The organism is Dyella sp. KRB-257 (assembly GCF_049445995.1).
Lineage (GTDB): Bacteria > Pseudomonadota > Gammaproteobacteria > Xanthomonadales > Rhodanobacteraceae > Dyella_A.
This window is the reverse complement of record NZ_JBMSDZ010000004.1, coordinates 221,651-240,441: the sequence shown is the minus strand read 5'-3', so window position 1 is coordinate 240,441 and position 18,791 is coordinate 221,651. Positions and strand designations below refer to the sequence as shown.

The 18,791-nt window shown below is 69.1% G+C and carries 19 protein-coding genes; 11 read left to right on the top strand and 8 right to left on the bottom strand.

Annotation, left to right across the window (positions count from 1 at the left end):
• Positions 1-234: 234 nt before the first annotated feature.
• From ACO2Q2_RS05010 to ACO2Q2_RS05000, 3 genes are all read right to left on the bottom strand, one after another.
• Positions 235-669 (bottom strand): hypothetical protein, encoded by a 435-nt coding sequence (locus ACO2Q2_RS05010; protein WP_423254679.1) that lies wholly within the window; start codon positions 667-669, stop codon positions 235-237.
• A gap of 62 nt (positions 670-731) precedes the next feature.
• Complete coding sequence (gene rlmKL, locus ACO2Q2_RS05005) at positions 732-2,921, bottom strand: bifunctional 23S rRNA (guanine(2069)-N(7))-methyltransferase RlmK/23S rRNA (guanine(2445)-N(2))-methyltransferase RlmL (RefSeq protein WP_423254678.1); 2,190 nt, start codon at positions 2,919-2,921, stop codon at positions 732-734.
• Complete coding sequence (locus ACO2Q2_RS05000; protein ID WP_423254677.1) at positions 2,918-3,445, bottom strand: alpha/beta fold hydrolase; 528 nt, start codon at positions 3,443-3,445, stop codon at positions 2,918-2,920. Before ACO2Q2_RS05000 ends, rlmKL begins: the two co-directional genes overlap by 4 nt.
• Positions 3,446-3,505: 60 nt before the next feature.
• On the opposite strand from ACO2Q2_RS05000, the gene ACO2Q2_RS04995 reads away from it, so the two are divergent.
• The 7 genes from ACO2Q2_RS04995 (at position 3,506) to rapA (ending at position 12,266) form a co-directional block, all read left to right on the top strand.
• Positions 3,506-4,063, top strand: coding sequence for an N-acetylmuramoyl-L-alanine amidase (locus tag ACO2Q2_RS04995; RefSeq protein ID WP_423254676.1), 558 nt, complete (start codon positions 3,506-3,508; stop codon positions 4,061-4,063).
• Positions 4,064-4,258: 195 nt separating this feature from the next.
• Positions 4,259-5,125, top strand: a complete 867-nt coding sequence (gene tesB / locus ACO2Q2_RS04990) for an acyl-CoA thioesterase II (protein ID WP_423254675.1) — start codon at positions 4,259-4,261, stop codon at positions 5,123-5,125.
• Positions 5,126-5,141: 16 nt separating this feature from the next.
• A complete protein-coding gene (locus ACO2Q2_RS04985) occupies positions 5,142-5,534 on the top strand; it encodes a DUF2007 domain-containing protein (RefSeq protein WP_423254674.1) in 393 nt (130 codons plus the stop codon).
• Positions 5,535-5,610: 76 nt separating this feature from the next.
• On the top strand, positions 5,611-6,021 hold the full coding sequence (locus tag ACO2Q2_RS04980) for a helix-turn-helix domain-containing protein (protein WP_423254673.1): 411 nt from the start codon (positions 5,611-5,613) through the stop codon (positions 6,019-6,021).
• A gap of 345 nt (positions 6,022-6,366) precedes the next feature.
• Positions 6,367-8,658 (top strand): catecholate siderophore receptor Fiu, encoded by a 2,292-nt coding sequence (locus ACO2Q2_RS04975; protein WP_423254672.1) that lies wholly within the window; start codon positions 6,367-6,369, stop codon positions 8,656-8,658.
• A gap of 14 nt (positions 8,659-8,672) precedes the next feature.
• Positions 8,673-9,350: a Fe2+-dependent dioxygenase gene (locus ACO2Q2_RS04970; RefSeq protein WP_423254671.1), complete on the top strand. Its 678-nt coding sequence runs from the start codon at positions 8,673-8,675 to the stop codon at positions 9,348-9,350.
• A 72-nt stretch (positions 9,351-9,422) separates the two neighbouring features.
• On the top strand, positions 9,423-12,266 hold the full coding sequence (gene rapA / locus ACO2Q2_RS04965; protein WP_423254670.1) for an RNA polymerase-associated protein RapA: 2,844 nt from the start codon (positions 9,423-9,425) through the stop codon (positions 12,264-12,266).
• A 62-nt stretch (positions 12,267-12,328) separates the two neighbouring features.
• On the opposite strand, the gene ACO2Q2_RS04960 is transcribed toward rapA, so the two are convergent.
• From ACO2Q2_RS04960 to ACO2Q2_RS04940, 5 genes are all read right to left on the bottom strand, one after another.
• A complete protein-coding gene (locus ACO2Q2_RS04960; protein ID WP_423254669.1) occupies positions 12,329-12,943 on the bottom strand; it encodes a rhomboid family intramembrane serine protease in 615 nt (204 codons plus the stop codon).
• A gap of 189 nt (positions 12,944-13,132) precedes the next feature.
• Positions 13,133-13,303 (bottom strand): VOC family protein, encoded by a 171-nt coding sequence (locus ACO2Q2_RS04955; protein WP_423254668.1) that lies wholly within the window; start codon positions 13,301-13,303, stop codon positions 13,133-13,135.
• 150 nt (positions 13,304-13,453) lie between these two features.
• Positions 13,454-14,104: a C40 family peptidase gene (locus ACO2Q2_RS04950; RefSeq protein ID WP_423254667.1), complete on the bottom strand. Its 651-nt coding sequence runs from the start codon at positions 14,102-14,104 to the stop codon at positions 13,454-13,456.
• A gap of 186 nt (positions 14,105-14,290) precedes the next feature.
• On the bottom strand, positions 14,291-14,992 hold the full coding sequence (locus ACO2Q2_RS04945; protein WP_423254666.1) for a YggS family pyridoxal phosphate-dependent enzyme: 702 nt from the start codon (positions 14,990-14,992) through the stop codon (positions 14,291-14,293).
• Positions 14,993-15,050: 58 nt separating this feature from the next.
• A complete protein-coding gene (locus tag ACO2Q2_RS04940; protein ID WP_423254665.1) occupies positions 15,051-16,475 on the bottom strand; it encodes a M20 family metallopeptidase in 1,425 nt (474 codons plus the stop codon).
• A gap of 211 nt (positions 16,476-16,686) precedes the next feature.
• Between ACO2Q2_RS04940 and ACO2Q2_RS04935 the strand changes: the two genes are divergently transcribed.
• The 4 genes from ACO2Q2_RS04935 to ACO2Q2_RS04920 all read left to right on the top strand — a co-directional run bounded on the left by ACO2Q2_RS04935 (position 16,687) and on the right by ACO2Q2_RS04920 (position 18,764).
• A complete protein-coding gene (locus ACO2Q2_RS04935) occupies positions 16,687-17,022 on the top strand; it encodes a ComEA family DNA-binding protein (RefSeq protein WP_423254664.1) in 336 nt (111 codons plus the stop codon).
• Between the two features lie 116 nt (positions 17,023-17,138).
• The gene (locus ACO2Q2_RS04930; RefSeq protein WP_423254663.1) at positions 17,139-17,609 is read left to right on the top strand and encodes an SET domain-containing protein-lysine N-methyltransferase; all 471 of its coding nucleotides are present in this window, start codon (positions 17,139-17,141) and stop codon (positions 17,607-17,609) included.
• Between the two features lie 13 nt (positions 17,610-17,622).
• Positions 17,623-18,162, top strand: coding sequence for a GNAT family N-acetyltransferase (locus ACO2Q2_RS04925; protein ID WP_423254662.1), 540 nt, complete (start codon positions 17,623-17,625; stop codon positions 18,160-18,162).
• Positions 18,159-18,764 carry a hypothetical protein gene (locus ACO2Q2_RS04920; RefSeq protein ID WP_423254661.1) on the top strand — a complete coding sequence of 202 codons (606 nt, stop codon included), beginning with the start codon at positions 18,159-18,161 and terminating at the stop codon, positions 18,762-18,764. Before ACO2Q2_RS04925 ends, ACO2Q2_RS04920 begins: the two co-directional genes overlap by 4 nt.
• Positions 18,765-18,791: the final 27 nt, after the last annotated feature.

The window sequence follows — 18,791 nt, the reverse complement described above, 5'->3', positions numbered from 1 at the left end:
ATCTTCGTTCAACGCCGGCTTGCGCCCGCGCTTTACGTCACTGCGCTTCTTTTGTTCCATGAGAACCGTCCGCTCGTGAGACCTACGGCAGATTCTACAGGTTTGTTTTATTTTGTCGACACCCTCTGAGAGGCTGAGGAAAATTCGACCGCCGTAGCGAGAGCGCCACGGGCAAATCGCAGCCGCAAAAAAGCCCGGTTTGACCGGGCTTTTTTTGTGTCCCGCCGACGAACATCAATCGTCGTCGTCATCGTCGCCGATGTAACGGGTCGGATACCCGTCGTCGTAGATCACCGTGCGCGTACGCACCACGCGACGCTCGATCACCGGACGCTCCTCGTAGATCACGGTGCGCGGACGGCTGTAGACCACCGGGGGATCGTAGTAGACCGGCCGCGGGTTGACCGCCGCGTCGACCAGGCCGACCATGGCGCCGGCCACCAGCGCGCCGGCGATCCAGCGACCGCCTTCCCAGTGGCCCTCGTGATGACGGTAGCCGCCGTAATAGCCGCCGCGATAACCGTGATGCCCACCGTGGTAGGCGCCGTAGTGACCACCACCGCGACCCCAGCCGTGGCCGTGTGCCGAGGCGGCCACCGGCATCGCCAGCGCCGACGCCACCATTACCGCGACTGCCGCCATCTTGGTTTTGCCGTTGATGCGTGTCATGTGTCGCCTCCATCAGTGCCGGATGAATGCTCGGCCCCGCCGACTTAATGCCCACTGAAACCTCAGCGGCGCTTGATCCGGGCGGTATCCCACGGGTTCACGTCGCCCTCCACCGCGTGCGGACGCAGCAGCCAGCAGCCGTGGATGTCAGCCCGTCGGGTGAAATCGAACGGGATGCCGGGGGCGGTCCAGTCCTCGATGGTGAAGCGCTCCTCCAGCGTCGCGCGATCCAGTGCGAAGCGGCGGAAGTTGTTGGAAAACACGATCACCCCATCGTTCGCCAGCCGGTCGCCACAGGCCATCAGCAGGGCGACGTGATCGCGCTGCACGTCGAAATCCTCGGCGCGCTTGGAGTTGGAGAAGGTCGGCGGATCGACGTAGATCACCCCGTAGCGATCGCGCTCGCCGCGCAGGAACTCCAGCGCATCGGCCTGGATCAGCTTGTGCGCGCTGCCGATGAAGCCGTTCAGCGCGAGGTTGCGCGAAGCCCATTCAAGATAGGTCGCCGACAGGTCGACGCTGGTGGTGTCGCGCGCGCCGCCGGCCGCGGCGTAGACGCTGGCCGTGGCGGTGTAGGCGAACAGGTTGAGGAAGCGTCGGCCCTTGGCCAGCTCGCGCAACCGCGCGCGCACCAGCCGGTGATCGAGAAACAGGCCGGTGTCGAGGTAGTCGGTGAGATTGACCAAAAATTTCAGGCCGCCCTCTTCCACCTCGACGAATTCGCCGCGCTGGTCGAACTGGCCGTACTTCGATCCGCCCTTGCCGCGCTCGCGGGTCTTCAGCGCGATGCGCTCGCGCGGCAGGCCGAACACCTCGCCCGCCACGCGGGTGATCTCGCGCATGCGCGTGCGCGCCGTTTCCACCGGGATCTCCACCGGCGCGCGGTATTCCTGGATGTGCAGCCAAGTATCGCCCGCGGCATTGGCGTAGACGTCGATGGCGGCGGCGTACTCGGGCAGGTCCTGGTCGTAGGCGCGCCAGCAGTGGATGCCCTCGCGCTGCAGCCGCTTGCGCAGGTGCCTGAGGTTCTTCTCCAGCCGGTTCTTCAGCATCTGCGCGCCGGGCGACAGCGGCTTGGACTCGTGCGGCATCGCCTCGCGCGCGTGCAGTTCGAAGATCAGCAGCACGGTTTCCAGCGCGCCGTTGTAGAGCGTGTATTTCTTCTCCGCGCGCAGCGGCATGGCGCGGCCGAGTTCCACGTCGCCAGCCAGCACCGCGGCGCGCCAGCCGGTGAAGCGCGCGCGCAGCGTTTCGCCCAGCGCGCGGTACAGCGGCGGCATCTGCTCGCGCTCACCCAGGCGCTCGCCGTAGGGCGGATTGGTGATCACCAGGCCGCGCGACACGCCGGGCGGCGGCGCCACGTGCAACGCGTCGTGGCGATCGAGCGTGAAGAAGCCGGCGACCCCCGCTTCCTGCGCGTTGCGCTTGGCGGTCTGCACCATGCGCGGGTCCGAGTCGGAACCGAAGAAGCACGAGCGCAGCGCGCGCAGGCCGGCCTCGGCGCGCTGCGTAGCCTCCTCGTGCAGGCGCTTCCACAGCGCGATGTCGTGCTGCGCCCAACCGAGAAAACCGAAGTACTCGCGGTGCAGGCCCGGCGCCACGTCGGCCGCCATCCAGGCGCCTTCCACCAGCAGCGTGCCGGAGCCGCACATCGGGTCGAGCAATGCACCACCCTCGGCGTAGATCTGCGGCCAGCCGGCGCGCAGCAGCATCGCGGCGGCGAGGTTTTCCTTCAGCGGCGCCTCGCCGTGCAGCTCGCGCCAGCCGCGGCGATGCAGCGGGCTGCCGGAGAGATCCAGCGACAGCGTGGCGCGATCGCGGCGCAGGCGCACGTTGATGCGCACGTCCGGCTCGTCGGTATCCACGCTGGGACGCTCGCCGTCGCGCTGGCGGAACTGGTCGACCACCGCGTCCTTCACCCGCTGCGCCAGGTACTGGCTGTGAGTGAGCTTGCTCAGCGTGGTGTGCGCGTCGACCGCCAGCGTGGCATGGCTGGCGAGATGGGTCGACCAGTCGATGGCCTGCACGCCGGCATACAGCGCCTCGTCGTTCGCCGCGTCGAACTCGCCCAGCGGCAGCAGCACGCGGCTGGCCAGGCGCGACCACAGGCAGGCGCGATAGGCGGTTTCCAGCGTGCCGGCAAAGTGCACGCCGGCGACGGTCTCGCGCGTGTCCTGCGCACCGAGCGCGGCCAGTTCGTCCTTGAGCAGGTATTCCAGGCCCTTCGGGCAGCTGGCGAAGAACGCCGTCATGCGCGCGCCGCCAGTTGGTCGAGGAACAACCGGAACTGGCTGGCGATCGCCTCCACGCTGTCGCCGAGGCGGTGGTCGTCGTCGAGGATCAGCAGCGGCAGCTGACGACGCGCGGCGAAGGTGTACATGTCGTCCAGCGGGCACAGTTCGTCGCGCCAGCCGTGGATCAGCAGGGTGGGCACGTCGGGGGTGACGTCGAAATCGACCTCGCAGCCTGGAATGCTCTCCGGCGTGGCCAGCAGGAACAGGCCGGCGACCGGATGCTCCAGCGAGGCCAGCCCGGAGACGAAGGCGCCCATGCTGGAGCCCACCAGCACCGGCGGCGCCGGTTGCGCCTCGATCACGGCGCGCAGCCGGGCCAGCCGGGCCGGCACCGAGCCGGCGTATCCCAACGCGTCGTCCTCGCGGTAATCGGGGCGCCGCGTGCTCCAGCCCAGCGATTCGGCTAGCGCGGCCAGCGCGCTGACCTTGGTGGCATCGGGGCCGGAGTCGGAACCGTGCGAGAGGATGATCGGGCTGCGCATGGCGGCTCCTGGGCGGGGCGGGCCGTCCATGATACCCGGCGCCGTGCGAGACTTTCGCCCATGCCACCGCTCATCCGCGACCACCCCCTGCCCTACGTCGACCGCCTCGCCGAACGCCCGGCCGACGCGGTGCGCCGGGTGGTGATCCACTGCACCGAGCTGCCGGACCTGGCCACCGCGCGCGAGTACGGCGAACGGCTGCAGCACGCGAGCGGCACCGGAAACAGCGGGCATTACTACATCGACCGCGACGGCCGCATCGAACGCTACGTGCCCGGCACCCGCGTGGCGCATCACGTGCGCGGCCACAACGCACACTCCATCGGCATCGAGCTGGTGAACCGGGGGCGCTACCCGCACTGGTGGGACTCGCGCCAGCAGACGATGACCGAGCCCTACCCGGACGTGCAGATCGCCGCATTGCTGGACCTGCTGGCCGAGCTCCGGCGCGAGTTTCCCCACCTACGCGAGATCGCCGGGCACGAGGATCTGGACACCGCACGGATGCCGGCCAGCGACGATCCCTCGCGGGAGGTGCCGCGCAAGCTCGATCCGGGGCCGCTGTTTCCGTGGGATGCGGTGCTGGCGGGGTGCGGGCTGCGGCGGGTTCAGGGTTGACGAGCCGCTACCTGCGTTCAGCACGCTGGCGAGCACCCGCCCCTCACCCCAGCCCTCTCCCCGACGGGGAGAGGGCTGGGGTGAGGGGCGGGTGCTCGCCGCGGATCCCAATGGCCAGCCCGGTGCTCGTCCGGATCCCCACCACCCCACCCCGCTATAATCGCCGGCTGATTTCCTCCACTTATCGAGCAGCCCATGCGCGAGGAACACGTCCAGGAACTGGTCGACCTGCTGGACCTGGAACGGCTGGAAGACAACCTCTTCCGTGGCCAGAGCCGCGACATCGGCACCCGCTTCGTGTTCGGCGGCCAGGTGCTGGGACAGGCATTGTCCGCCGCCCAGCGCACCGTCGACCCGCGCCGCGAGGCGCACTCGCTGCACGCGTACTTCCTGCGCGCCGGCGACATCGACGCGCCGATCGTCTACAGCGTGGAGCGCACCCGCGACGGCGGCACGTTCTCCTCGCGCCGGGTGGTGGCGATCCAGCACGGCCAGCCGATCCTCAACGGCTCGATCTCGTTCCAGGAGCCGGAAAAGGGCTTCGAGCACCAGACCTCGATGCCCGAGGTGCCCTCGCCCGACGACCTGGAGCCGATGCGTCACCTCAGCCCCGAGGAACTGGCCAAGCTGCCGGTGAAGCTGCAGCGCTGGCTGGGCATCGACGGTCCGTTCGAGTTCCGCCAGGTGTGGCCGCGCGACGACCTGCATCCGGTCAAGCGTCCGCCGATCCAGCACATCTGGTTCCGCCTCACCGCGCCGATCGGCGACTCGGCGATCCTGCATCGCGCACTGCTGGCCTACGCCTCGGACTTCCACCTGATCGGCACCGCCACGCTGCCGCACGGCATCTCGTACATGACGCACAACGTGCAGATGGCCAGCCTGGATCACGCGCTGTGGTTCCACCGCCCGTTCCGTGTGGACGAGTGGCTGCTGTACTCGTTCGACAGCCCCACCGCACAGGGCGCGCGGGGACTGGCCCGCGGACAGATCTTCAGCCGCGACGGCCGACTGATCGCCTCCACCGCGCAGGAAGGCCTGATCCGCCTGCGCGACAGCTGACCGACGGAATCCGACCATGCGCCAGCTCTACACCTCACCGCACCAGCCCAACATCGACCGCCTCGTCGCCCTGCTCAACCAGCACGGCATCGAGTGCCAGGTGCAGAACGTCTCGCGCTGGAACCGCCGCGCGCACCAGCGTTTCAGCTACATCCAGCAGCGCGAAAGCCGCGAGCAGTGGCCGCAGGTGTGGGTGACCCACGCCGACGACTACACCCGCGCGCGCGAATTGCTGAGGGAGATCGGCATCGATCCGGTGATCCGTCACGGCGACGCGCTGGCGGCGGCACGCCATCCCTCGCCGATCACCCGGCGCCAGCACACCGTCACGCGCGTGCGTCGCATCGTGCTGCTGGCGGTGGGCGGCGCGGTCGTGCTGCTGATGCTGCGCTACATGGGTCTGATCTAATGTAGTGCTTGCGAAATAAATGAACTATTTTCCTTCGCTTGGGTCCAGTCGACGTTCCTCGGGACTGGAGCGAACGATGAAGAGTGCCGTTGCCATCACGCTGACCGATGAACAGCGGGCCGAACTGAAGCGTCGCGCGCGCTCGCAGACGATGGATGCGCGGACGGTGCGACGCGCGCGGATTGTCTTGCTGGCGGCCGAAGGCATAGGAAATCACGAGATCGCGCGGCGTCTGCAGATCAGTCGCAATCAGGTCATCGAATGGCGCAAGCGCTTTGCGCAGGGCGGCATCGCGGCGGTATCCGGCGATCTGCCGCGCAGCGGACGCAAGTCCCATATCGATGCGGCGCACATCGTGCAGATGACGACCCGACCTTGCCCGAGAATGCCACCCACTGGAGCACATGTACCCTCGCCGCCAAGCTGGGGATCTCCGACACCACCGTGCTCAAGGTCTGGCACGCCCACGGGCTCAAGCCGCACCTGACCGAGACCCCCATCGCCACATCAAGTGGCTGAAGTTCCTGTGTTCCTGAATTGATCGCGGCCATCGGCATCGGCGCATCCGGATGCGACTGCCCCCCCGACAGAGGCCATCGGGCACGCCATCGACCGAACGATGACGGCAGATCGCAAGGGTTCAGTCCATGCTATTGCAAATCATTATCATTTAGATATGATTGTGGCCTCCGCGCCCAGCCCTCGCCTCACGCCCGCCAGCCAGCGCACCCACCAATCCCGGTCTCCGGCACCGCACCAGGCGGTATCGGACGGTGGTGACTTGCCCGTATTCACCACCGGACGGCAAGACCGATGCGACAAGGACAAAGGCATGGCTTTCATCACTGCGCGCAAGCGCGCCCTTCCCACCACCGCCCTGCTCGCCGGCATGACCATCGCCCAGACGGCCGGGGCCACCGACGTAGGCACCCACGCCCAGATAGCCCAGGCGCGCAACCTGCCCGGCCTCAAGGTGGAAGCGAACCGCGGCCCGGATTACCGCGTCGACCAGCTGTCCTCGCCCAAGTACACCCAGACGCTGCTGGATACCGCGCAGACCGTGCAGGTGATCGGCCGCGACCTGATCGAACAGCAGGGCGCCACCACACTCACCGAGGCGCTGCGCAACAGCCCGGGCGTGGGCACCTTCTACGCCGGCGAGAACGGCACCACAACCACCGGTGACGGCATCACCATGCGCGGCTTCGACACCTCGGGCAGCATCTTCGTCGACGGCGTGCGCGACCTCGGCTCCTACTCGCGTGACGTGTTCAACCTCGAGCAGATCGAGGTCACCAAGGGTCCGGACGGCACCACCTACGGCCGCACCGCGCCCACCGGCGCGATCAACCTGGTCAGCAGGCAGCCGATGCCGGCCGATGCGCTGGCCGGTTCCCTCGCCTACGGCAGCGCCACCCAGCGCCGCGCCACCGCGGACTGGAACCAGACGCTGTCGCCCACCGCCGCCTTCCGGCTCAACGTGCTGGGCCAGGACAGCGGCGTGCCCGGCCGCGACGACGTGCGCAACAAGCGCTGGGGCGTGGCGCCCTCGCTGGCGTTCGGCCTGAAGACGGCCACGCGGATCTATCTCGATGCGCTGCACGTCACCCAGCACAACCGTCCGGACGGCGGCGTCCCCACCGTCGGCCTGCCCGGCTACGGCACGCCCGACCCGACGCGCCCGTTCCTGGATGACGCCGCGCCGGTCGACCCGTCGAACTTCTACGGCACCCTGGGCGACCACGACGACGTGCGCTCGGACATGCTCACCGCCATCGTGCAACACGACTTCTCGCCCGACGTCACGCTGCAGGACACCGCACGCTGGGCCCGCACCCACCAGGACTACCAGCTGATCTCCTACCGCACGACCGCGGCCAACCTGCTCACGCCCGACCCCGCCGATCCCGGCACCTGGACGATCACCCGCGACCTGCCCACGTTCAAGGACCAGACCCACCGCATCCTCACCAACCAGACCAATCTGCGCGTGCACGCCGAAGGCCGCCACGTCGATCACGACCTGAGCCTGGGCGTGGAGCTGACGCGCGAGGAAGCCCGTGCGATCGGTCGGGCCGCGCCGGGCGACAGCAAGCTCCCTGCGGCCAGCCTGTACGCGCCCGATGCCGACGTCGGCGGCTTGCTGGTGGGTCGCACCGGTGCGCGCAGTCGCGGCGTCACCCGCACGGCCGCGGTCTACGCCTTCGACACGCTGAGCTTCGGCGAACGCTGGAAGATCCATGCCGGCGCACGTTTCGACCACTACACCACCGACTTCGACAGCACCGTGCTGTGCGGCGCACGCAACGCGCCGGCCTGCGGCGCGCTGCCCAAGGGCACGCCGGTTCCAGGACTGGCCACGCGAGTGTCCGGCAACCTCCCCAACTACAAGCTCGGCGTGCTGTACAAGCCGGTGGCGAACGGCAGCCTCTACGTCAACGTGGCGCAGTCGCAGGAGCCGCCGGGCGGCAATACGCTCACCCTGAGCAGCGCGGCGAACAGCGCGGACAACCCCAACCTCGATCCGCAGAAGGCCCGTACGGTGGAAGTGGGCACCAAGTGGGATGTGCTTGACGGCAAGCTGCTGCTCACCGGCGCGCTCTATCGCACCACCGTCAGCAACGAGCTGGTGCAGGACCCGGTGGACCAGCAGTACTACCAGGTGGGCCGCAAGCGCGTGCAGGGCGTGGAGCTGGGCGCGATCGGCCGGCTCACCGAGCACTGGGCGATCAGCGCCGGCTTCACCACGATGGACGCCACCGTGCGCACCGGCGCCGTGGTGAGCAGCGACGGTTCGCGCGACCTGGCCTACACCCCGAAGCGGGCCTTCACCAGCTGGACCACCTACCGCTGGACCTCCGGCCTCACCCTCGGCGGCGGCGCGCGCTACGTGGGCGGACTCAAGCGCGGCACCGATGGCGCCATCGGCACGCCGACCTCCACCGGGGCGTACTGGGTGTTCGATGCCGTGGCCAGCCTGCCGGTGAACCAGCACCTGAGCGTGCAGCTCAACCTGTACAACCTGTTCGACAAGCGCCACGTGGCCGCGATCAACAAGAGCGGCTATCGCTACACGCCCGGCACGCCGCGATCGGCGATGCTCACCGCCAACTTCCGCTTCTGACCGGACTCTGCGCCATGCTGCTGCACCTGCCTGCCGTGCTCGATTCCGTCGAACTGAGCCAAGTGCGCCGTGCGCTGGACGACGCCGACTGGGCCGACGGACGCGAGACGGTGGGCGCACAGGGTCGCGAGGTGAAGCGCAACCGGCAACTGCCGGACGCCTCGGCGCTGCGCCATGCGCTGGCCGCGCAGGTGCAGTCGGCACTGGCGCGCCATCCGCTGTTCCACGCCGCCACGCTGCCGCTGCGCATGCTGCCGCCGCGCTTCAACCGCTACGAGGGTGGCGGCGAATACGGCTTCCACGTCGACGGCGCGGTGATGGCACTGCCCGACGGCAACCAGCTGCGCAGCGACATCGCCGGCACGCTGTTCCTCGCCGATCCGGCCAGCTACGACGGCGGTGAGCTCATCGTCAGCGACACCTACGGCGAGCATGCGGTGAAGCTGCCGGCCGGCGACCTGGTGATCTATCCGGCCAGCAGCCTGCATCGCGTGATGCCGGTGACGCGCGGCGCACGTCTGGCCGCGTTCTTCTGGGTGCAGAGCCTGGTGCGCGACGAGCGCCGCCGCCGCACGCTGTTCGAGCTCGACCAGTCGATCCAGGCGCTGCGCGCCAGTCGTGCCGACGCGGCGGCGGTGCTGCAGCTCACCGGCGTCTACCATAACCTGCTGCGCGAATGGAGCGAGACTTGATCGGCGCGCGCTGTTCCCTGCGCGCGACAAGGGGCGGATAATCCTCGGCCTTTGTCGCTGCGCGGTTTTGCCATGTTCGTACCCGGTCAACGCTGGATCTCCACCGCCGAACCCGAACTGGGCCTGGGCACCGTGCTGCGCGTCGAGGGCCGCGGCGTGCAGGTGCTGTTCGCCAAGGCCGGCGTGCTGCGGCCCTACGCGATGGAATCTGCGCCGCTGGTGCGCGCCGAGTTCCGTCCCGGCCAGCGCATCGCCGGCAAGGGCATCTCCTTCCTGGTCGAGCGCGTGGACGTGCGCGAGGGGCTGTTCGTCTACCGCGGCGAGGGTCGCGAGATGGAGGAAGGCCAGCTCGACGACGAACAGAGCGTCAGCCAGGCCGACGATCGGCTGATCGGCGGGCGCACCGATCCGGTGGCCCAGTTCGAGCTGCGCCTGGACGCCCTGCGCCGCCGCGCCGAAGCCCGCCGCTCGCCCACCTGGGGTCTGGCCGCCGCGCGCGTAGGCCTGGTGCCGCACCAGCTGCGCGTGGCTGGCATCGCCGCGGCGCGCCGTCCACCCCGCGTGCTGCTGGCCGACGAAGTGGGCTTAGGAAAAACCATCGAAGCCGGCATGATCCTCGCCCGCCAGCTCGCCACCGGCCGCGCCGCGCGCGCGCTGGTGCTGCTGCCGGACACGCTGGTGTACCAGTGGTTCGTCGAGCTGATGCGCCGCTTCAACCTCAGCTTCGCGATCTACGACGAGGAGCGCTGCGAGGCGCTGGAGCAGTCCGAGCCGGGCAGCAATCCGTTCGAGGACGAGCAGATGGTGATCGCCGACTTCGGCTTCCTGGAATCCTCGCCCAGGCGCGCGCAGCAGCTGCTCGACGCCGGCTGGGATCTGCTGGTGGTCGACGAGGCGCACCACCTGGAGTGGACGCCGGAAGCGGCCAGCCCGCGCTACGCGCTGGTGGAAAGGCTCGCCGCGCAGACGCCCGGCGTAATCCTGCTCACCGCCACGCCCGAGCAGCTCGGCCGCAGCGGCCATTTCGCCCGCCTGCGCCTGCTCGATCCGCAGCGCTACAGCGATCTGGACGCCTACCTCGCCGAGGCCGATACCTTCCAGGCGCTGTCGCAGGTGGCCGACCGCCTGCTGGAAAACCAGCCGCTCAGCGTGGAGCAGCGCAGCATGCTGGCCGCCGCGCTGGCCGGCGACACCGAGCTCACCGCGCAGCTGGCCGAGACGAAGATCAAGCCCGAGCACGCGCGCGCCATCCTCGCCGCGCTGATCGACCGCCACGGCACCGGCCGCGCCATGTTCCGCAACCGCCGCGCCGGCATCGGCGGCTTTCCCAGACGCGTGCCGGTGTGGCACCTGCTCGATCCGGACCTGCTCGACGAGGGCGCGCGCCAGTCATTGCTGGCCGAGTTCCACGCCGACATCCAGCAGCCCGCGCCAATCCTCGCGCTGGACTACAGCGAGGACGCGCGCCTGCAGGCGCTGGTCGACCTGCTGGAAAACCACCCGCAGGACAAGTTCCTGCTGATCTGCCGCAGCCAGGCCAAGGTGCTGGCGCTGGAAGAAGCCCTGCGCACGCGCACCGGCGCCGGGCTGGCGCGCTTCCACGAAGGGCTGGGCATCATCCAGCGCGATCGCAACGCGGCGTTCTTCGCCCAGCCGGATGGCGCGCGCCTGCTGCTGTGCTCGGAGATCGGCTCGGAAGGACGCAACTTCCAGTTCGCCCATCGCCTGGTGCTGTGGGACCTGCCGCTGGATCCCGACCTGCTCGAACAGCGCATCGGCCGGCTCGACCGCATCGGCCAGCAGCACGACATTTCCATCCACATCCTGGCCGTCGAGGGCAGCGCGCAGCACGTGCTGGCGCGTTGGTATGACGAGGGCCTGGACGCGTTCCGCACCAGCCCGGCCGACGGCCGCGAACTGCTGCGCCGCTACGGCGCGCCTCTGGCCGAGCTGGCCAGCGAACATGCCCGCAGTGCGGACGGCCGCGACCAGGAGCTGGACGTGCTGATCGCCGAGACCCGCGCCAGCCACGAGGAGCTGGCCGAGCTGATCCGCGCCGGCCGCGACCACCTGCTGGAACTGGCCGCCAGCCGCGATCTGCACGCCGAGGAGCTGAGCCAGGCGTTTCGTCGTGAGGATGTCGACCCCTCGCGCGACGCCTTCGTGCAGCGCCTGCTGGAACAGTTCGGCATCCACGCCGAGGAGCTCGGCCCGAAGGTGCTGCTGCTCGATCCGCAGTATCTCTCCACGGATGCCCTGCCCGGCTTCGCCGACGGGCCGATCTCGGTCACCTTCGATCGCGACGTGGCGCTGGCGCGCGAGGAGCTGCCGCTGCTGCGGCTGGATCACCCGCTGGTGATGGGCGCGATGGATCTCGCGCTCTCCGGCGAGCAGGGCAACGCGGCCTTCATGGTCGACGACGTGCTCGGCCCGCGCAGTGTGCTGCTGCAGGCGGTCTACCTGCTCGAATGCGTGGCCGACCGCGGGCTCGATGCCGAGCGCTTTTTGCCGACGCTGCCGATCGTGGTCACCATCGACACCCGACTGGCCGAGCGCGACGACTTCCAGCCCAGCGAGATCGCGCTGCGCAAGGCGGCCGACCGCAGCATCGAGGTGGCGCGCTACCGCAAGTTCCTCAACAAGCTGGTGCCGCCGATGCTGGAGAAGGCGGAAGCCGCCGCCGGCAGCCGCGCCGCCGAACGCGTGGCCGAAGCCACCGCGCTGGCCACCGAGACGCTCGATGCCGAACTGGCCCGCCTGCACGCGCTGCGGGCGGTGAACCCCTCGATCAGCGCCGACGAAATCGCCATGGTGCAGGCCGAGCGCGACGCGCTGCTGGAAGCGCTGCCCAGGTCGCGGCTGCGACTGGATGCGGTGCGCTTCGTGGTCAGCGCGGATTTCCTCGCGCTGCGCTGAGCGTTTACGTCGAACTCAACCATCCGGCATCAAGCGTCGACCTTGCAGGCATGGGACGCTTGCTAGCGCAGCAATCGCCGCCGTGGCTTGATCGGAAAGCGCCCGCGCCAGTACTGGATCAGCAGCCAGCCACCCAGCATGCCGCCCAGGTGCGCGAAGTGGGCCACGCCCGGCATCCAGCCGAACACGCCCGAAAACAGCTCCAGTCCGCCGTAGAGAATCACGAACAGCCACGCCGGCATCGGGATCGGCAGCAGCATGAAATACACCTTCTCGTGCGGGTACATCATGCCGAACGCCAGCAGCAGGCCGAAAATCGCCCCGGAGGCGCCGATCGTGGGCGTCTGGAAGTCGTGCGCGAACCAGCGCAGCACCACCAGTTGCAGCAGCGACGCCACCACCAGGCAGATGAAGTAATAGATGGTGTAGTGCCGCGCGCCGAACAGCCGCTCGATCTGCCCGCCGAACATGTACAGCGCCAGCATGTTGAAGGCGATGTGCGCGATGCCGCCGTGCATGAAGCCGTTGGTCACGATTTGCCACGGCTCGAACAGTCCGCTGCCCAGCGGCCACAGCGCCAGCCAGTCGAGCAGGCCCGGCATCACCTGCTGCAGCAGGAACACCACCACGTTGGCGATCAGCAAGTTGCGGGTGACCGGTGGAAGCGAGATCGGCATGGGGTTTCCTTGGAGCTGCGGACGGCAGCGGCATCACAGACCGCGCGCCGCCCCTTCGGTTCGCTCGCGGGTAGCGCCCTGATCCGTTGTAGATACCCGCTCGCGGGCGATGCCTTTGCTCATGATCCGCACCAAAGCAAAAAATGCATCGTCCGCGAGCGGGCTCCAGGGAGGCGCGGGTGGCGGTGATTACACTGCCAGCGACGTGGGTTGCAGGATCTCGATCCAGTAGCCGTCGGGGTCCTTGATGAAGGCGATGTGCTTCATGCGAATCATCGTGTGGTTGAACACGTAGCCACGGGTGGCGGCCTCGGGCTCGGCGGTGACGCCGGGCAGGTTGAGCAGCGGGGCAAACGACATGGGCACTCCGGGAGTCACGGGGACACAGCCGTCCGACATGGGGCCGCGGGCGGCCACGCGCAACCGGTGCTGCCCGTCGCACCACCGCACGCGGGCAAAAAAGGCCGCGCCTCGTGGCGGCCCTGTCGGATGTCGATGACGATCGCCGGTTCAGCTCTTGCCGGGCACCTGCTCGATCCGGGCGATGCCTTTCGGCCGCTTGGCACCGGCGAAGTGGCGCGCCCAGTAGGCGTCGGCCAGGTTGTCCACGCGCACGGTCTGGCCGCGCGAGGGTGAATGGATGAACCGGCCATGGTCGATGTAGATGCCCACGTGCGAGATGCGCCCGCGGCGGCCGGCGGTGCGGAAGAACACCAGGTCGCCCGGCTGCATGTCCTTGCGGCTTACCTTGAGGCCGGCGAGGAACTGCGCGGCCGAATTGGACGGCAGCTGCAGACCGACTGCGTGGGCGAACACGTAACGCACGAAGCCGCTGCAGTCGAAGCCGGTGGACGGATTGCGCCCACCACGCACGTAGCGGATATGGCGCAGGGTCATCGCCAGGTCGACCAGGGTTTTGCGCAGGTCGCTGACGACATCGACCGGGGCCGTCCGCGCCGCAGATTGCAGCAGCGACGACGGGTTCGCCGGCAACACCGACTGCGCCAGGCGGGCGGCCGGATTCACCAGCGGGATGGCATCGGCAAGAGGGGCGGCCACGATGTTCATCGGCAGCCGGGCGGCGGCTTCGCCGGCCTGCAGCGGGGCGGCAAACACGGCGATGGCCAGCGCGACCAGCGCGGTCAATGACTTCAATGGCATGCGGGACAGACTCCCCCTGACGAGCTTGGCGGGTTTGCATCACCCTTCGCCGGAGGCACCGGCGCCGGGACAACCGGGTGAAACTAGCAAAGGAGCCGGGGGGTGAGGTTGGATCGGAGTTAAGTGAACCCTGATGACCGGTATTGCGGAGTACTTCGTTCAGCCTGTGCGCCCCGCAAGCGCGGTTCAGCGTGCCGCCGCAGTCCGCGCGCCGAAGATCGCGCTGCCGATGCGCAGCTCGGTGGCGCCCTCGGCGATGGCCAGGGCGAAATCGCCGCTCATGCCCATCGACAGCCGCGGCAGCGCATGACCCTCGGCCGCCATGGCGTCACGCAGCTGGCGCAACTGACGGAAGCAGCGGCGCACTTCGACCTCGTCGTCGGTGTGGGTGGCGATGGTCATCAGGCCCTGCGCGCGCAGGGTGTCGAAGCGGCGCAGGCCGGCCAGCAGGGCGGACAGGCCCGCCGGGGCGATGCCGTGCTTGCTCTCTTCCGGCGACGTCTTGACCTGCACCAGCACGTCGAGCGCGCGGCCTTCGCCCTGCAGGCGGCGATCCAGCGCCTCGGCCTGCTCGATCCGATCCAGCGTCTGCACCTCGTGGGCGAGACGGGCGACATCCTTCGCCTTGTTGGTCTGCAGCGGACCGATGATCACCCACTCGATGCCGCAGTCGGCGAGCTGCGGCGCCTTCTCGCGCACTTCCTGCACGCGGTTCTCGCCGAAGCGGTGCAGGCCCAGCGCCGCGGCCGCACGCACCACCTCGACGCCAAAGGTCTTGCTGACCGGCAGGATCGCCACCTCGGCCGGCTCACGCCCGGCGTCGCGACACGCTGCGGCGACGCGCTCACGCACGGCGGTCCAGTTCGAAGCGAGGTAGGAATAGTCCATGCGTATGGCTCTGCTTTTTTTGCCTCCTCTCCCCGCCGGGGAGAGGGAACGGAGATGGTCAGCTCGTCGCGCCCTGCGCGTAATGCCTGGCCACCACCTCGGCCACCACCATCGACACCCTGGTGCCGGTGGGGATGTGCAGGAACTCGTTGGGGCCGTGGGCGTTGGAGTGCGGGCCGAGCACGCCGGTGATCAGGAACTGCGCCTGCGGAAATTTCTCGCCCAGCATGCCCATGAAGGGAATCGAGCCACCCTCGCCCATGTACGCCGCCGGCGCGCCAAAGTAGCGCTCGGACGCCTCGCTCACCGCCTGCGCCAGCCACGGCGAGAGCGGCGGCGCGTTCCAGCCGCTGCCGTCCTTCTCCACCTTGAAGCTCACCCTGGCGCCGTACGGCGGATCCTTCTCCAGCAGTTGCTTGACGAACTCGCCGGCCTTCGCACCGTTGAGCGTGGGCGGCACGCGCAGGCTGAGCTTCACCGCGGTATAGGGGCGCAGCACGTTGCCGGCGCTCTCCAGCGGTGGCAGGCCGTCCACGCCGGTCACCGCCAGCTGCGGCCGCCAGCTGCGGTTGAGCACCAGCTCGACCAGGTCGTCGGTGACCGGCCGCATGCCGTCGACGAACGGAAACTTGTCGTAGACCGCGGTGCCCAGCACTTCAGTGGAGGCCTTGGCCTGCGCGATCCGTTCGGCCGGGATCTCCACGTAGAGTTCCGGCGGCACGATGCGGCCGGTGGCCGGATCCTCCAGCCGCGACAGCAGCTCGCGCAGGATGCGGAAGCTCGACGGCACCACGCCGGAGGCGTCGCCGGAATGCACGCCCTCCTCCAGCACCCGCACCGTGAGCTCGCCGCCGGTCATCCCGCGCAGCGAGGTGGTGAGCCACAGCTGGTCGTAGTTGCCGCAGCCCGAGTCCAGGCAGACCACCAGCGACGGATTGCCGATGCGTGCGGCCAGATGGTCCACGTAGTACGGCAGGTCGTAGCTGCCGGATTCCTCGCAGGCCTCGATCAGGATCACGCAGCGACTGTGCGCGATGCCCTGCTCGTGCAGCGCCAGCAGCGCCGCCAGCGAACCGAAGATCGCGTAGCCGTCGTCGGCACCGCCGCGGCCGTACAGCTTGTCGCCCTTGATCACCGGCTTCCACGGGCCGAGGTCGTCGGCCCAGCCGCTCATCTCCGGCTGCTTGTCGAGGTGGCCGTAGAGCATGACGGTGTCGTCGCCCTCGCCCGGCACCTCGATGTAGATCAGCGGGGTGCGTCCTTCCAGCCGCACCACCTCCAGCGTGGCACCGGGGAAAGCGGCCAGCTTGCCGCGCGCCCAGCTCGACATCAGCTCGACGGCTTGCTCCATGTAGCCGTGGGCGGCCCAGTCCTTGTCGAACATCGGCGACTTGTTGGGGATGCGGATGTACTCCACCAGCTGCGGCACGATCTCGTCGTACCACAGGCCGCTGACGAATCGGGACAGGCGGGTGGTATCCATCGGCAACTCCACGCACAGGGCAAAGAGCGCCATTGTATCAGCGCCCTCCCCGAGGCCCGCCGGAGCTGACGCCGCAGTCGGCGCATGCGCACAACCGTACCTGCCCGGATGCCCCACCGCCCGGGTCATGCACCGACAGCCGCGAGACCACCGGCGCGGGCACAGTGGCAGCGCCAATCACGGCTCCAGTCATGCATCACGGAGGATCGCCATGCTTCGTTCCCTGTTCGCCGCCGCGCTCGCGTTCGCCATCGCCCTGCCCGCGTTCGCCGCCACTCCCGTCAACATCAACAAGGCCGATGCGGCCACCATTGCCCGTTCGCTCGATGGCGTGGGCGACGCCAAGGCCAGGGCGATCGTCGCCTGGCGCGACGCGCACGGCCCGTTCAAGACGCTGGACGACCTGGCCCAGGTCAAGGGCATGGGCCCGGCCACGCTCAAGCGCAACAGCGAGGCCATCCAGTTCAGCGGCAATGCCGCCGGCGCGTCGGCCAAGGCGCCGAAGGCCGCCAAGGCCAAGAGCAAGAGCAAGGCCAGCGCCAAGTAATCCCCCCGAGGACTCTCCAGCCCAGGGATGGGGCGGCGTTGCGGGCGCCTGATCGCCCGCAACGCTTGCGCTACACTCCGGCGCGCCCGATCGGGGCCCAGTTCGCCGCGCCTGCCATGATTCTTCCGCGTTACCGCATCGCCGCCTCCGCCATCGGCGGTGCCGGCCAGGGCCTGTTTCTCGACGAGGCCGTGCGCGCCGGCAGCATCATCACCGCCCCGGACGCGATCGAGCGCACCTGGCGCCACGACGAACTGGCCAGCTCGCCGGAGCTGGCGTCCCTGCGCCACACCAGCGCGCGCTGGTTCGAGGATCGTTACACCGTCTCGCCCGACTGGCCGGACGAGTGCTACGTCAACCACAGCTTTTCGCCCACCGGGCTGTGGCACCTGGGCTTCATCTTCGCGCTGGCCGACCTGCCGACCGGCACCGAAATCACCGTGGACTATCGCCACCTGCTGCCGCCCGGCGAGGCGGAGGACTTTGTGGATGCGGCCACCGGTGAGACAATCATCGGCTTCGCCTGGGAGGACGCCCTGGCCTCAAGTACCCTCGCGCTCAGCCGATTGCTGGATAGCCGTCGCTGACCAACGAATGGCCATGTCCCAGATTCCCACCATCGAAACAGCCCGCCTGCGCCTCACCGCGCTCACCGAACGGCACTTCAACGACTACGCCGCGATGCTGGCCGACCCGGAAAGCACCCGCTGGATCGGCGACGGCCAGCCGCTGGACCGCACCAACGCCTGGCGCTCGCTGGCGATGCTGCTGGGCCACTGGCAACTGCGCGGCTGCGGCATGTGGGCGCTGGAACGCAAGGACACCGGCGAATTCATTGGCCGCGCCGGCCTGATGTTCCCCGAAGGCTGGCCGGATCTGGAGCTGGGCTGGATGCTCAAGCCCGAACACCGCCACCATGGCTACGCCACCGAGGCCGGAGCGGCGGTGCTGGACTTCGCCTGGCACACCCTGCACGCGCAGCGCGTGATCAGCCTGGTGCGCATCGGCAACGAGGCCTCCGACCGCGTGGCCGAGCGACTGGGCGGCGAGCACGTGGACAACATGGATTTCTACGGCTGCAACACGCACCTGTTCGCCTACTACCCGCCGATCCGCGAGCCGCGCCGCGCCTGGGCATGAGCGTCGGGCCGGCGCCGGTCGATGCATGGCCCGACGGCCCGACCACAAGCGCGGGCGAGGCATCCCAGCCACTGCTGGGCACCGTCACCGGCGAGCCGCCGCAAGGCAGCGATGACTGGCACTGGCAGCTCGCCTTGCACACGCTGGCGGCGGGCGCCGAACTCCCTGCCACCCCCGGGGAGCCGGGCCAGATCACGTCGCTCGATGCGCCGCTGCAATTGCATCAGCACGACGGCCGCTCCCGCGCACTGCTGCGCCTGCAGATTGCGCACATGCAGATGGCCGACCGTGCCCTGGCCACCGAGTCCACCCGCGTGGTCAGCCTGCATATCCGCGACGGCGTGGCGGCCGAGCTGATCGCCCGACCGCTGCAAGGCCCCATGCTGCTTACCGCCGGCGCCCGCTGGATGACGTGGCTGCTGGCCGGGCGGGCCGAGGTTCAATGGGGTGACGCGCGCTGGCCGCTGCCGGTCGACCGGCCGATGTGGTTGCCCGACGACGCCGCGCGCCGGCTGCGCATCGACGGTGGCGGCGAAGTGCTGCTACTGAAGATCGACGCGCGCGGCGTCGATCCGCTGAGCCTCGATACGCTCGCTGACTGACGCCGTCGGCGCGGTGCACCGGCGGCA